General features: G+C 66.2%; 9 protein-coding genes. 6 read left to right on the top strand and 3 right to left on the bottom strand.

Annotated elements, in window-relative coordinates:
- Positions 1–260 precede the first annotated feature (260 nt).
- Complete coding sequence (locus AVP41_RS05785) at positions 261–3722, top strand: SIR2 family protein (RefSeq protein ID WP_197464252.1); 3462 nt, start codon at positions 261–263, stop codon at positions 3720–3722.
- A gap of 258 nt (positions 3723–3980) precedes the next feature.
- Here AVP41_RS05785 and AVP41_RS05780 read toward each other — a convergent pair whose 3' ends face one another.
- Positions 3981–5048 carry a DUF3800 domain-containing protein gene (locus AVP41_RS05780; RefSeq protein ID WP_067162012.1) on the bottom strand — a complete coding sequence of 356 codons (1068 nt, stop codon included), beginning with the start codon at positions 5046–5048 and terminating at the stop codon, positions 3981–3983.
- A gap of 179 nt (positions 5049–5227) precedes the next feature.
- Between AVP41_RS05780 and AVP41_RS05775 the strand changes: the two genes are divergently transcribed.
- A complete protein-coding gene (locus AVP41_RS05775) occupies positions 5228–5938 on the top strand; it encodes a hypothetical protein (RefSeq protein ID WP_067162010.1) in 711 nt (236 codons plus the stop codon).
- A 560-nt stretch (positions 5939–6498) separates the two neighbouring features.
- Here AVP41_RS05775 and AVP41_RS16575 read toward each other — a convergent pair.
- Positions 6499–6849, bottom strand: a complete 351-nt coding sequence (locus AVP41_RS16575) for a hypothetical protein (RefSeq protein WP_197464251.1) — start codon at positions 6847–6849, stop codon at positions 6499–6501.
- 220 nt (positions 6850–7069) lie between these two features.
- Between AVP41_RS16575 and AVP41_RS05765 the strand changes: the two genes are divergently transcribed.
- The 4 genes from AVP41_RS05765 to AVP41_RS05750 all read left to right on the top strand — a co-directional run bounded on the left by AVP41_RS05765 (position 7070) and on the right by AVP41_RS05750 (position 12996).
- Positions 7070–10249 carry a cutinase family protein gene (locus AVP41_RS05765; protein ID WP_067162002.1) on the top strand — a complete coding sequence of 1060 codons (3180 nt, stop codon included), beginning with the start codon at positions 7070–7072 and terminating at the stop codon, positions 10247–10249.
- A 262-nt stretch (positions 10250–10511) separates the two neighbouring features.
- Positions 10512–11309 carry a hypothetical protein gene (locus tag AVP41_RS05760; RefSeq protein WP_067161999.1) on the top strand — a complete coding sequence of 266 codons (798 nt, stop codon included), beginning with the start codon at positions 10512–10514 and terminating at the stop codon, positions 11307–11309.
- Between the two features lie 137 nt (positions 11310–11446).
- A complete protein-coding gene (locus AVP41_RS05755; protein ID WP_067161996.1) occupies positions 11447–12187 on the top strand; it encodes a hypothetical protein in 741 nt (246 codons plus the stop codon).
- Positions 12184–12996, top strand: coding sequence for a hypothetical protein (locus tag AVP41_RS05750; protein WP_067161993.1), 813 nt, complete (start codon positions 12184–12186; stop codon positions 12994–12996). Before AVP41_RS05755 ends, AVP41_RS05750 begins: the two co-directional genes overlap by 4 nt.
- Positions 12997–13032: 36 nt before the next feature.
- Here AVP41_RS05750 and AVP41_RS05745 read toward each other — a convergent pair whose 3' ends face one another.
- Positions 13033–13587, bottom strand: a complete 555-nt coding sequence (locus AVP41_RS05745) for a hypothetical protein (RefSeq protein ID WP_067161990.1) — start codon at positions 13585–13587, stop codon at positions 13033–13035.
- Positions 13588–13688: the final 101 nt, after the last annotated feature.

Here is a 13688-nt window from a genome sequence, read left to right as displayed (position 1 = left end):
TCGTAAGGCGACACCACCGATGCTGGCCCACCTCGTCAGTACGATGAGCGCATGCGCACCCGAGCCGCCGCGACGCTAATCGACACGGCGAGTACTCTCGTCGCGGGCCCAGCAGCAGCCGGGCCTGGATCGCGGCAAACCGTGGCGCACACAGGCCGAGAGGACCTCAGCACGTGAGGATTACCCAACACGTCGACATCCCTAACGCTCTCCTGGCGGCAGCTCGCGATGGACGCCTGGTCCTATTTGTGGGCGCCGGTGTGTCGTTGAACGATCCGTCCAACCTCCCTCTCTTTGACGGGCTTGCGCAGCAAATCGCTCGGTCGCTCGGAGTGGAGTATGACGCCACGTTGAGCCCCGATCGGTTTCTGGGCCAGCTGACTCAGAGCTACCCGCTGGTCAGGGAGCACGTGCGCGCAATCATCGGAAGCGCGGAGTCGCGTGCCAATGCGAACCACCTAGCACTCGCCCGCCTCGCGGCTGCGATTGGTGCGCCAATCGTGACGACAAACTACGACCTCCACGTTCAGAAGGCGGCTGCAGAGGCGTCCCTTGAGCTCGGTGATACGTACTCGGGTCCGGCCGTGCCCTTGGGGAAGGATTTCCAAGGTCTGGTCTACCTTCACGGGGCCTCGTCTCGTCCCGCGGCCGAGCTCGTTGTCACGGACGACGACTTCGGGCGCGCATACCTCACGGACGGTTGGGCTCGCCGGTTCGTGCAGGACCTCTTTGAGCATCGGACTGTGCTGTTCGTCGGCTACAGCCACAGTGATGTTGTGATGACGTACCTCGCTCGTGGGCTTCCACCGAGCGCCCAACCGCGGTTCGCGCTCACTCATGAGCCGGACAGTCCTCGATGGGAGAACCTTCGGATCACTCCGGTCGCCTATCCAGGCGACGAAGAGCACGCGGCTTTGCCTCGCGCGTTGGAGGCATGGGCGGCGCTGATGAACATGGGCGTTCTCGAGCACTACGCGCGAGCGAAGGACATCGCTGCGGGGAGCCCGCCAGCGGTGCCGGAGGAAGCGGACTACCTCGCTGATGTCTTGAACACGCCGGCCGGAGCACGTGGATTTGCGGCGGTGGCCACTGGCTACGAGTGGTTGCGGTGGGCGGAAGAGCAGCCCGTGTTCCGGAGGTTGTTCGAAGTGGGGCGAGCCGAGAGCGAGTCATCTCGGGTGTTGGCCGACTGGTTCGTGAGCCAATACGTTGCGGTACCGGAGTATTCGATGCTTGCGCTTGGCGCTCTCGCCAGGCTTGGGCCGGTAGTTTCTACCGAGCTTCAGTGGGAGATTTCCCGCGCTGCGCGGGGTCTGCGATCGACGGCTCCCGAAGACGCGCGCCGTTGGATGACCATCCTGACCGCCGTTATGCGGACCGACCCTGCAGAGTCGAGCCTCAGCTGGTTCCAGGGCTACGGCAACCCACTCTCTGGTGGCGACGCGCTTCCCTTACTTCGTCGCGCGCTCGTGCCTCGTCTCATTCTGAGAGAGGACCGACCCTGGTTCCCCATCGACGAGGACGAGACTCAGCCGCGTCGGGTGTCGGCTGAGATTGAATGGGCGACTTCAGACGACGTCCTGAAGGTGCTGTGGGAGCAGGTCTCAGAGGAAGGTCTGGAGATCGCTGACACCGTGCTCCAGATCGCCGAACAGGCGCTGACCGATGCGTACGAACTGCTGAGAGCGTTCGACCCCGAGCGTACGTTCGACCCGTGGTCTTTTCGTCGTTCCGCGATCGAGCCGCACGAGCAAGACAGGTTCAGCGATGAGGAGGGGACGATCATTGACATGCTTCGTGATAGCGCCTTGCGGGCGAGATCCAGCAGTTCAGACCTTTCGGCCCGGTGGCTGTCAAGTCCCTACGCTCTCTTTCGCAGACTTGGACTGCATCTCATTGCCGAATCCCCACACCTGAGCGGTGACGAGAAGTGCGCCACTGTGCTCGGCGGCCTCCTCTACGACCCCGAAGCGAAGCATGAACTGTTTCGTCTGCTTCAGCTTGTGGCGCCCGACCTGAGTCCCGACTCCAGACAACGGTTGCTGGCTTCCGTTCTCGCGGGCCCGCCAAATGACGATCCCGTCGAGGGGGTGGATGCGCGCCCGCGTCGCAGAGCGATCTTTGACAGGGCTGAGTGGTTGAGCAGGTACGCCGAGTCGCCCTGGCCGGAGTTGGACGCAGCCATCTCAGACATCCGCCGAGATGAGCCAGACATGGGAGTCCGCACTCACCCAGACCTCGATCACTACATGACTTCAGGAACCTGGGGCGGCAAGATGCCGCTGACAGTCGACGAGTTCCTCACGCGGGTGCGCGAGGATGGGGCGCGCGCCAGCGTTCAATCGCTCCTTGTCCTCGACTACTCGGAGCGAAACTTCGACGACCCCACGTGGGAGGACGCCTGCAAGCTCGTACGAGAGGCCGCTGCAGCGCAACCATCGGTCGGTCTCCAGTTGCTCCCGGAAGTTATGCTCGCCCCCTTTGCGCGGCACCACGACCTGCTCGGCGCGATCATGCACGGATGGAGTCAGAGCTCAGTTCTACTGGAGAGCATCAACGACCTGGTCGGAGCCCTGGAAGAGCAGAGCGTCAGACCCGAGCTTGCTCGCCCTGTGAGTGAGGTGCTGAACTCCGTGTCAAAGCCCGCGGAAGGGGACTTGGTTCCGCTGGCGATGGAGAAGCTCGACGCTCTCGCTGTCGAGTTGTGGGAGATGCACGCGCCCGAGTTTGATCCTGGCGGGTGGAGCGACTTGCTGATGCGAGGCCTGAACACCTGGCCAGGCATCCTCGCCCAGTATTGGCTGAATCGCGTCGCCGCAAGGTGGCAGGCGGCGCCGGAGCAGTGGGAGGGTCTTACTGAGATTGAAAGTCGCGCGTTCAGTTTGATGCTGACGTCACCAACCTCCACGCGAGATACGGCCGCGAGCATTCTCAGCTGGAAGCTTCACTTTCTCTTCGCCGCAGACCCGCAGTTCACTGCTGCGCGCGTGTTCCCACTTTTCGACTCGGATGTATCCGCGTTCGCGCCGGACGCGTGGTTCAGCTTCCTCCACGAACCCCGAACTTCGCCCGATCTCCTCGACGCAGGTTTCTGGCAACTTCTCCTACGCTCAGTGGATGCGGCGACCGGCCGCGACCAGGGCATGGCCGAGCGGTACTGGGCGACAGTCGCCTCGATCGCGGCATTCTCCACCGCGAGCACGGTGGATCGACTCGCCTTGATCGACTACTTGGCTACCCCGCAGCGGGCGGGGCAACTCGTCGCATTCATCCGCGCGTTGGGTCACGCCGTGACCGACCTCGACGACGCAGGTCGCGAGAGTCTGTGGTCATCTTGGCTGGAAAGTGCGATCGCCACCCGCCAAGCGGCCGCGCCAGGCGTTCAGTCTCCTGAGGAGCGGACCGCTTGGGGGGACCTCGCTCTCGAACTCGGGACTGAGGATGCGCTGACACTCACAACGTCCTGCCCCGGCGCTATCGGTGCGCGCACGAGATTCCACCACCTCGACCCAGCGCGCACTCAGCTGATCGTCGAGTTGCTCGTCAGGGTCGTGACTGCCAGATTGCGCCTAACAGAAACTGCCGACTGGCACATCCGTTCCGAGCTAGAGCAGCTCTTCGAGCGAGTGAAAGCGGACGCTGCACCTGCTTCACTTCGTCAACTCGCTGAGCTCGCTGTTCAACGAGGCGTCCACGAAGCTCTCTCCTGGGTGGATGCGTAATGCGGTGTGGGTAGATGCTTCTAGTGGCGAGTGTCGTCCTGAACCGCGAGTTCGGTCCTTCCGCCTCACTAGCTGCGTCTCTCTGCAAGGTTGCCGGTGACGGGGCCCTCGCGATGGTATCGGACGACGTCGGCGAACGCTCGATCAGGCCCGGGCAACCCAACCCAGATGTCTCCTACCAGTGCGGCAGACCCGAGAGCGTGAGCCAGGATCCGGCTTTGTTCCGGGGCGGCGGCCCCGCGGCCCGCTGAAGCCGGCTCACATGCTTTCAGCGACAGCCTTCGCGGTATCTGGGTTCATCATTTCCGGGTTTGGTATCACGCTCAGCCTGCTTATGAATCCCTCCACAAGTGGAGTCAACGGGTGACGCTTCCCATAGCTCTCCGCTTCGAGCACACTCCTGCCGAGCCCCGCCAACAGATCCGCGACCTGAACTCTGGCTTCCAGCTTCGAATCGGCCAAAGTGACGTTCACGAGTTCCACGCCCTTTCCAGCTCGGTTAGGGGAGACGATCTCTGGCGCGGCCAAGTGTTTCCTCATCGCCTCGATGCGTTCGGGAGTCAACTCCTTGGCGGCGTCGTGCAAAACCTCCACCGGACGACCCGACTGGGTAGCCCAGTGCAGGACGGCAGCACCGAGGGCAGGAATTAGGGGATCGAGAGTGCGCAGCCGATGGTCGATGCCCTCACCCAGCTGCAACCGGGAGAGCGTCCGCAGGTGTCTGACGCCCGCATGAATCAGGCTGAAGAACATGTCGCCGGGCGAAACACCCGCGGCCAGCACGTCGACAACATGGCCGTCGAACGTCCTGAGGGTAGCCGCTGCTTCCGAGGTCGACCTGGCGCGAAGAAAGCTCTGAAACGCGACCAACAGCGCTTCCCACCGCTCGCCGAAGAGAGCCGGGGAGGTGAAGAACAGAATGTTCGCGCCACAGAGCGCGGCGCCGTCAGCGAACATGTCGTACTCGTCCTCGTGAGCGAGTTCTTCGATCGTGGCATCGAACAGCTTCGAGACGAGGAAGTACCGTTTGTCGGTGATATGCAGGGACGCATGGTCCCTCAGCTCCGGAAGCTCCAACAACCATCTCGCGGTTGCTTCGTCTTTCCTCTGCAGCAGCGTCTTGGACTTGAGCTCGACACTCTGGCTCCCGGTTTGTGATCGAACCTCAGCCATGATCGCCGTGGCATCCAGGTCGCTGATTGTCACACTCGCGTGGACAAAGAAACGGGAACCTCCGGCGAGGAGGTTTTCCCCATCGTTTCCCGACTCATCGCAAGCAACGCTGAGGGGCTCCTCAGCCCCGCTGCTCGTATTGTCTGCCGTCATCCGTCTATCGTGACACGAGAGCGTTCCCGCAGCGCCTTAACATCCCGACGAAAGCAGAGAGGGATGGTCGGCTAGGCGACCCCATGCGTTCGTCCATGCTGAAGATGCATCGCCTTCCCGGGACGTCAGGTCCGATAACATTCCATCACGTCAACTAGTGCGAGCGGCAGGAAGCAAAGATGACCGAGTGGTGGAATGAGTTCATGCGCGCCGTAACGGACGGCGCCTGGACCGCGGGCCTGCTCCAAGGGTTAGCCGGTGGGACCGCTGCGATCGCAGTCGCCTTCTTGATCCTCAAGCGGCAGCTCGTGGCGGATCGCAAGCTCGCTGAAGACGAGCGAAAGGAGACGCAGCGCATCGCTCAGCAGGAGAAGCTCTCCGTCGCCGCGGCGGGCATAGGTCGGTTGCTCGCGCAGATTGCCCTGTCTAATCGCGACTACTCCAATCGTGAGCTCGGCGCATTACTGCGCAGTACGTCGAAGCCACTGGATGTCGACCTCGCCAACACTGCCAAGGTCGAGGCTACGATCTACTTTCCCCACTTCAATGCGCATGTTGCCGTGGCGCGCCTCAAAGAGCGAGATGCCCTTTGGGCGGTGGGGCGCAGCGTTCTAGCGTCAGACCCATCAATCACGGATGAAGCAATGGGCCACGCCTTGAGGCAAGCACTCGCGCCAGCCAACAGCGATCTACGCGCGATCGCAAACGAGCTGATCCGTTGGACGGGCGAAGGCGATTTTCCGGACAGCCTTGCGGTCCTCCGATCCGCCGATCCACTCCCCACGACGCGCGAAGCCAAAAGCCCTATCCGCAAAGCCTGGAAATCGCGGTCCGCCGCATCGATGGAGGCTGCCGCCAGAACTAGACTGCCACGGCCGGCGAGTCCTTGATTTTCTGACCTTGCGGGGCAGAGAGCCTGAGTCCCACTCGGCGAGGTCGCGTGCAGATCGCTCCGCAAACAGGCATCGCGCGGCATGGGACCACTCCGTGTGGATGGTGGCGTCGGTCGCCGTTCTCACTGCAGCCGCCTTCGCGTGGTGGTGGTTCACGACCGGTTCCGCCACTCTGCATGTGAACTGAAGAAGGGGGACGCAGCCTCTGATTGCAGGTCCGACGGGCGCTCCAGTATGGTGCGGGAGGGGGCATCGTGGGGAGCCCCATCGACTTCTGCTCGCTCAGCTTCTGGGGGCGTGCCGGATCTGGGGAGGTCCGTCGTGTCTCATGTGATTGACGTGGCGCCGTCGCGACGCACTGCGTGGCTGCGTCTGGTCGCTCTCGCGGTCGCTGCGGCGATCGTGCTGACATCTTTCATCGTCTCGCCTGCGGAAGCAGCGGCCGGGGGGAAGGCGTTTCGCGCGGCACCCAAGCCCACCGTCTCGGGGACGGCAATGGTCGGCGAAAGCCTCTCCGTGAAGCCGGGCACGTGGTCGCCCCAGGCGGATCTTCGCTATCAGTGGTTGCGAAACGGCAAACCCATCTCCGGCGCCAGGTCGAGGTCGTACAAGATCGTCGCAGCGGATGCCGGCAAGAATGTCGCGGTGACCGTCACGGGCAGTCGATCCGGATACGTCAAGACGTCTCGGACCAGTGCCGCGAAGACCGTCAAGAAAGCGGCCTTCTCGTCGGCCCCCACACCTGTGATCTCTGGCCAGCCCGTTTTCGGGGCACGGCTGACGACACGGCCGGGAACGTGGTCTCCGAAACCGACCTTCTCGTACCAGTGGAAGCGCAACGGAAAGGCGATCCCGGGGGCGAAGTCCAGCACGTACACCGTGGCATCGGCGGACGTGGGTGCCCACATCGCGGTCACCGTCACGGGCTCTCGGGCGGGTTACGTGACGACGTCGAAGACCAGCGGCTCGAAGGTCGCCGGAAGCGCCGCTTTCACCACCTCGCCGACGCCGAAAGTGACGGGTTCACCCGTCATGGGCGCCGTGCTCTCCGCTGACCCGGGAGATTGGGCACCGGCGGCGGCCTTCTCGTACCAGTGGAAACGCAATGGAGCGGCCATCCGAGGAGCGGTGCAGCGCACATACGCGCTCGCGGTGGCCGACGTGGGCAAGACCGTCTCCGTCACCGTGGCCGGGTCGCGCGCCGGATACGCCACCACGTCGAGGACCAGCGCGACCCAGATCGTGACGGCCGCGGCCTTCCGCACGGCTCCCACCCCCACGATCACCGGAACCGCCGCCGTCGGCGACATCCTCAGCGTGGACCCGGGCACGTGGTCGCCGACCGCGACGCTGACCTACCAGTGGAGACGGAACGGCGTCGATATCCCTGGGGCGACGGCTACGCGACTCACTCTTGGCCCCGCGGACTCGGATGCGCTCATCTCGGTCGCTGTCACCGGCACCAGGGAGGGCTACGCCCCGGCTGCCCGCGTGAGCGCTGCGGTTCGCGTGGCAAAGCTCCCCGAGGGTCCGGTCACGACGGTCACCCGGGTTTCGGGCGAGATCACCCAGAACGCGTCGTGGACACCGACGGTGCCCACGACGTACATCCTCGACGGTGACGTCACCATCGCCAGCGGCGCCGCTCTCGACATCGGGCCGCACGCCACGATCGCCTCCCTCGGAGGCAGCTTGACGGTGGAGGGCACGCTGACCGCGATCGGCACCGCACAGGACGCCGTCACGTTCACGTCGACGCTCGACCCGCGAGCCGGAGTGCTTCCGACCGAGCGCGCCGCGCCGCCGGCGGCCGGCGACTGGGCCGGTCTCCGGGTCGCGCCCGGTGGCTCCTTCACCGCCTCCCATGTGGAGGTGCGCTTCGCCACGACGGGCATCACAGGGGAGCAGCCCCGGGTGCTCGACCTCTCGGACGCGACCGTGGCGGACCTCACCGGCTCCGGGGTGGACCTCGCTCCGCACACCGAACCTGGCAAGACCACGGCAGTGCGCATCGAAGATGTGAGCGTCGACCGCTGCGGCGATGCCGGGATCTGGCTCCACGCCGACGGCGAGTACTACGGGCCGGGACCCACCTACTCTCCCGTGGTGCGAGACAACAGCGTCGTCGGCTGTGAGAACGAGGCGATCGTCGTCGCCAACGGCGAGCTGCGAGGAGGCAACCTCACCGGGAACACGGGGCACGGCAATGGGCTGGATCTCATCGCCCTCTCCGGCACCCTGGTCAGCGACACCGTCTTTCCGTTGGGTCAACTCCCGGTAGGGGTGTACGCCAAGGGCGTCGAGTCTGCCGGGCTCGGTGTGGATCGTGGCGTGACATTGGACATCATGCCGGGGACGACGGTGCGGGCGCTGAACGCGCAGATCTCCGTCGACGGTGAGCTGTGGGCGGTAGCGCCTCCCGATCAACCGATCACGTTCACCTCCCTTCGAGATGGCGCATCCGTCCCGGGCGAAGCGGACGTGGGGCCCGGGGCTTCGGACTGGTGGGGTGTGACGGCGGCCGACGGTGCGGTCCTCGTGATGGACGGCGTCCGGGTGCGGTACGCGCGTACGGGGATCGCGTCGGGGTGGGCGGAGCGCTTCGAGGTGCGTCATTCCTCGATATCCGATGCACAGTGGACGGGCATCGCCGTCGATTCCGCTGCATACAACGAGGACGCGACCATCGTTATCGAGGACAACGTCGTCCAGCGCGTCGGCGGCGTAGGTATTGCCGTGGGCAATCTGTACGACGAGGCAGGCGGGCCGTCCGCCGACTACACGACCCCGACCGTCCGCCGCAATCACGTCACCGACTCCTTCCTCGCCATGCAGATCTTCGGGTACAACCTGGACGGCGCGAAGCTCGTCGACAACGTGGGGACGAGCAACGAGATCAACCTCATGTCCATCGCCGGACGCCTCGAGGGTGACACGACGTTCCCGTTAGGCCCGCTCGATGTGAGCCTCGGCGCGATCCCCGATCACGGCCGGAGTCTGGAGGTACGGCCACACGTCACGCTCACCATCCGCGAGGGCACGGTGATCCCGTCGATCAACGGGGGTTTGGTCGTTCACGGCACCCTCCTCATCGAGGGCACCTCCGACGAACCGGTGTTCTTCACGTCTCTGTATGACCAGGATGCGAGTCGTTACGTCGATACCGAAGGCAACTGGCGCGATCCCGCGGCCGGCGACTGGAACGGCATCGGCGTGAACAGGGGCGGGGTGCTGGAGGCATCACATCTGCACATGAAGTACGCCTCCTTGGGAGCGACGGAGCCGCAGTGGTTACAGGTCTCCGACTCTCGGATCGAGTTCGACGCGTCGCGCTGTGTGAGGGTGGAGGACGCCCCGGCGGATGCGTTCTTCTCGGGGTCCGTCACGGGATGCGACATCGGTGTCGAGTCGATCCGCACGCGGACGTCGGGGACGTTCGATGCGAGGGGAGTCCAGTGGGGCAGCAATCTGCCACCGGGCGTGCGCGGCAATCCTCGCATCGTGGGTGATGTCGACTACCTGCCATGGGCCGGGACGCGCTACGAGCCGGGGGTCGAGGGGAGCGACGTGCGTCCGGTGCCGGCGCCGGGGAGTTGCGCCGATTACGTGCTCATCGGAGTGCGTGGGTCGGGCGAGCCACCAGGCCTCGGCCTGATCCAGCAGGTCGTCTTGGGCTTTGCGGAGAGGCTTGCCACAGTGGAGCCAACCAGCACGATCGATGTGATCGCGCTGAGCTATCCGGCCCATCCTGTGCCGTTCAACAATCCTGACGCCGACAGCCTCGGGGATGTGGCCGTGGACATCCTGCGGTATGTTCCCGGCGCCGAGGTGGGGGTGACCGTGCTCAACGCACAGATCGGCAGGGTCCTCGATGAATGCGGCGCGGATCAGAAGATCGTGCTGGCCGGATACTCGCAGGGGGCATGGGTGATCCACGCCACCCTCTCCGTCCTCACCGTGCTCTCGTCGACCGCTGTCGACAACATTCGCGGAGTGGCCTACCTCGCCGACCCGCTTCGCAGGGCCGACCTCGACATCCCCGACGTGCTCGCGGACCAGGAGGGGAACGGTGTCGCCGCGACGGTCATTGGGCAGGAGCTGCTGGAGGACAGCATCATGGCGAACTGGTCGCTGTCTTCCGGATTGGTCGACCGCTCGGTTCAGCACTGCGCTTTCGGGGACCTGGTCTGCGCGCCGCAGTTGTCCGTCCATTCCTGGGGAGAGGCCGCCGCGATACACACGGGGTATCCGATCGGAGACCGGCGCCTCCTCGGCAGAGAACTCGCCGACGTCGTCCTGTCGCGCTGAGTTGAGTGCACCGCCCACGACCGTTGGAGAGACGGCGACGCGCGGAAGGGTCAGCTCCTCTCACACGCCGTCCGGAGCGGCGGATGTCGACGCCGTGCGTGCGCGAAACGCGCCGATGCCCTCCGGTACCGTGGGTGTCGCCGATGGCGGGGAACTGCTTCTCGCCGACCTCGGTGGAGCCGGGGACGACGGATCGCGTGACGTGAGGGAGGACGCCGATGGCGAACTCCGCAGGCCTGTGCGGCGAGGATGACGGGCCCACATGGAAGAGGTGACCGACGGGCCGGCGACGCGCTTCGCCCGCAGCGTCACCGATTGGCAGCCGAACAACTGGTGGCGGCTGGAGGCTCGGGCGTGGGAGCGGACGTTGTCGGTGCGTCGCGCCCTGGCCTACTTCTCGCCCGCAGATGTCTGGAAGGATCTCGCCAGAGAGCCCGAAGGCGCCCCCGGAGGCGGATGTCTCGGAGTCTTCATCCCGATCGGCGCCCTGACGCTGCCGGTTCTCGGCATGCTCGCGCTGTTCGGATGGGTGTTCCGCCCGGATCGCACCGCTTCGGTCCTCATGGTCGGGATCATGGCCCTGATCGCCGCCCTCCTCGTGACGCCCGGACTGGTGAGCAACCTTCGCCGGCGTGAACTCGTCGACGCCTCATCCGCCCGTCTTCTGGGGTGGCTGCACCTGATCCCCTCCACCATCGCGTTCCTGATCGGAACGGCGGCCTTCGCGGCGGGGAAAGCGGACGTGCCCCTCGCTCTGCTGCTCATCGCGGGGGATGTGGCGACCGGAGTGGTCCATCTCGTCATGTTCCGGCGACCGGGAGACGTGAACGCGGCGCGGTGGACGCGAAACATGGCACGGCTCAAGACGGCGATGGAAGCGGTTCCCGCGGCGGAGCGGGAGCGGGTGTCCGCCGATCTGCGTGCGGCGTTCGACGAGCTCGAGAAGAGGGCGGTCGTCTCTCCCGACCAGATCGAACGGGCGCGCGACCGGCCGCTCGGGATGCTGGGGATGGGAATGGCTCCGCGGCCGGACCTCACCGGCTCGTTCGACGCCTCCTGACCGAGGGGGGCGCCGCGCCGCGGGGCGACGGGCGGAGGGGAGTTGTCCCCATCGAGGACGTGGAGAGGGGTCGTTAAGGTGGCAGCACGCGGAGATTTCGCGAGAGGAGCGACGGGTGGCCGAGCGACGCCTGCGTCGTGCTCGGCATCGGATCGGACGGCGGTGAGATGCGCAACGGGATGCGGCGGGTGCTGACGGCGGCCCTGGCGGCGGGCACGCTGATGACCGTCACGGCGTGCGCGTCGACGACACAGGTGCCGACGGGAGACGCGCTCTACCGAGACGGACAGGACCGGTACGACTCTTACGCGACGACCATGCACTCGGTGATCATGGCGATCCACGAGGGGAGGTGGGACGTCGACCAGGGCTCGTGGGGCGCCTCGCCGATTCCCTGCCGCACCGACGGCGGCGGAGCGGGCTACGCCTTTTCCTGGGCCCGCGTGCTGAAGAAGGACGACCTCGAGGTCGACACGATCGTCGCCGCGGCCTCCGCCGCATTCGAGGATGCCGATATGACGGTGACGACGGCCACGTATGGCGCAGGCGACCGCGAGGAGGTCAACGTGATCGCTACGGGCGGTGCGGTGGTGCGCGGGGTGGTGACGATCCGTCCTGCGCGCGGGACGATCCGGGTGACCGCCGAGCCCGGGTGCTTCGCCGGCGACGCCGCGGACCTGTCGGACATGGTGTTCGCCGGCGTCTCGTACCCCGGGCTCGCGCGCCGCCTCCCCGCCTTCGAGGGCACCGACTGGCAGCCACGGTTCTACTTCCCCGAGGACGGCAGCCCCGTCTACTGGAATGAGGACGGTACGCCCATCGACCCGCCGCCCACGACGACCGATCTCCCCGTCGCGCCGTACGGAGCAGGATCATGACGCTCACTCATCCCGACGCACGATCATGGGCCGAGGCTCGTTCGGCGTCCGAGACTCCGCGACTCGGGTTGCTCGAGGCGGTGGCCTGCCAGGCGCATCCCGAGGTGGTCGCGACGTTCGGTCGCGACGGTGCCGCGATCGCGGAGCTGCTGGGTCGGCGCACGCCCAGCCGCGTTCGGCGCGCCCTCACCGGGATCGCCGTCGCTCTCGCCATCGCCGCACTGATCGCCCCCGTCGCGGGGGTTTCTGTGCTCGGCGCGGAGTCGTACCTCATCGACCGCATCCCGGCCGAGACATCAGTGCCGATCGCCGCCGTGTGCTTCGTCGTCGCCGCGCTGGTACTCCTCGTCACGGGTGTCCTCTGGGTGCGAAGCGGCGCCCGGTGGTCGGGGATGGTGTGCGGCATCGGGGCGGTCTCCGCGCTGTGCGGACTCTTTTCCTCCATCAGCATGCCGACCGTCTCGGGCCGCGATGGCTATGACCTCTCGACGATCATGCAGATCCCGGTCTGGGCCACGCTCGTTCTCGGCCTCGTGCTCACCGTCGCGACGGCGCGTCGTTACCGCGTGCGTGATCCGGAACCGGAGATCGCCCCCCTCACGCCGACGACGATGAGCGAGCGGCTCGTGGCCGAGCGGGCCGCGCGGAGCATCCCCGAGGTGGAGCGGGCCGCGATCCTGGCCGACCGCGACGACGCCCTACGGATCCTTGCCGGTCGGGGGCTCCTCGACGAGGCGACTGTGACCCGTGCGCTCGCCGCGCCGCTCGGGACTCTCTTCGTTCTCGACGAGCGAGCGACGGACGGGTAAGGAGCCCTCAGCCGAACCGTCCGCGGAGTTCCCGCGTCAGCGGCGCCACGCGTCGAGGTCCTGTCGCTGGCGCAGCAGGTCTTCCTGTGGGCCGTACCGGTCGATGAGGACGTCGAGGGCTCGCATCGCGTGCTCTCGGCCGGGCGCGTCGATGTGTCCGGTCAGGCGCAGGAGGGTGAAGGCCGCGCCGACGATGATCGTTGCCGCGTCCACGCCCTCACCGGGGAGGGGGACACCGGACGCGTCGCGCGCGTCGAGCAGCGAGAAGATCTCGGCGGCCCCGTCGGCGGTTCCGATCAGCTCGGCAACGGTGGAGTCGGCGTCGAGCTCATCGCGCCGCTCGCTCCATTCGGCGAGCAGATCCGCTCCCTCATCCGAGCCGAAGGGGGCGAACTCGCCCGCAGGGTCGTCGTAGATCGGATCCGTGAAGTGCGCGGCGAAGGAGGGATCCGGATCGGCCAGCTCCTCGGCGGAGCCTGCGGCTCCGCGCTCCGGAGGCGAGGGCGGCCCTGCCGCCGGAAAGGTCTGGGGTGCACATCCGGCGAGCGCCACCGTGACACCTGCGATGACGGCGATCCATCTCTTCCTCACTCCTGCATCGTGGCAGATGTGCGATCGGTGTGCGACGGTGGTGCCCTCCGGCAGCGTTACCGTTCAACCCGCCCGGTCGATGCGCAGAGGCTCCGACTTCG

The sequence above is a fragment of the Microbacterium sp. TNHR37B genome (genome assembly GCF_001620065.1).
GTDB lineage: Bacteria > Actinomycetota > Actinomycetes > Actinomycetales > Microbacteriaceae > Microbacterium.
This window is presented reverse-complemented; position numbering and strand designations above follow the sequence as displayed.

Coding starts and splice junctions, on each gene's coding strand:
- AVP41_RS05780 (WP_067162012.1), bottom strand. CDS start 5,048: ATGACGGCAGACAATACGAGCAGCGGGGCTGAGGAGCCCCTCAGCGTT.
- AVP41_RS05775 (WP_067162010.1), top strand. CDS start 5,228: ATGACCGAGTGGTGGAATGAGTTCATGCGCGCCGTAACGGACGGCGCC.
- AVP41_RS16575 (WP_197464251.1), bottom strand. CDS start 6,849: ATGTGGGCACCCACGTCCGCCGATGCCACGGTGTACGTGCTGGACTTC.
- AVP41_RS05760 (WP_067161999.1), top strand. CDS start 10,512: ATGGAAGAGGTGACCGACGGGCCGGCGACGCGCTTCGCCCGCAGCGTC.
- AVP41_RS05750 (WP_067161993.1), top strand. CDS start 12,184: ATGACGCTCACTCATCCCGACGCACGATCATGGGCCGAGGCTCGTTCG.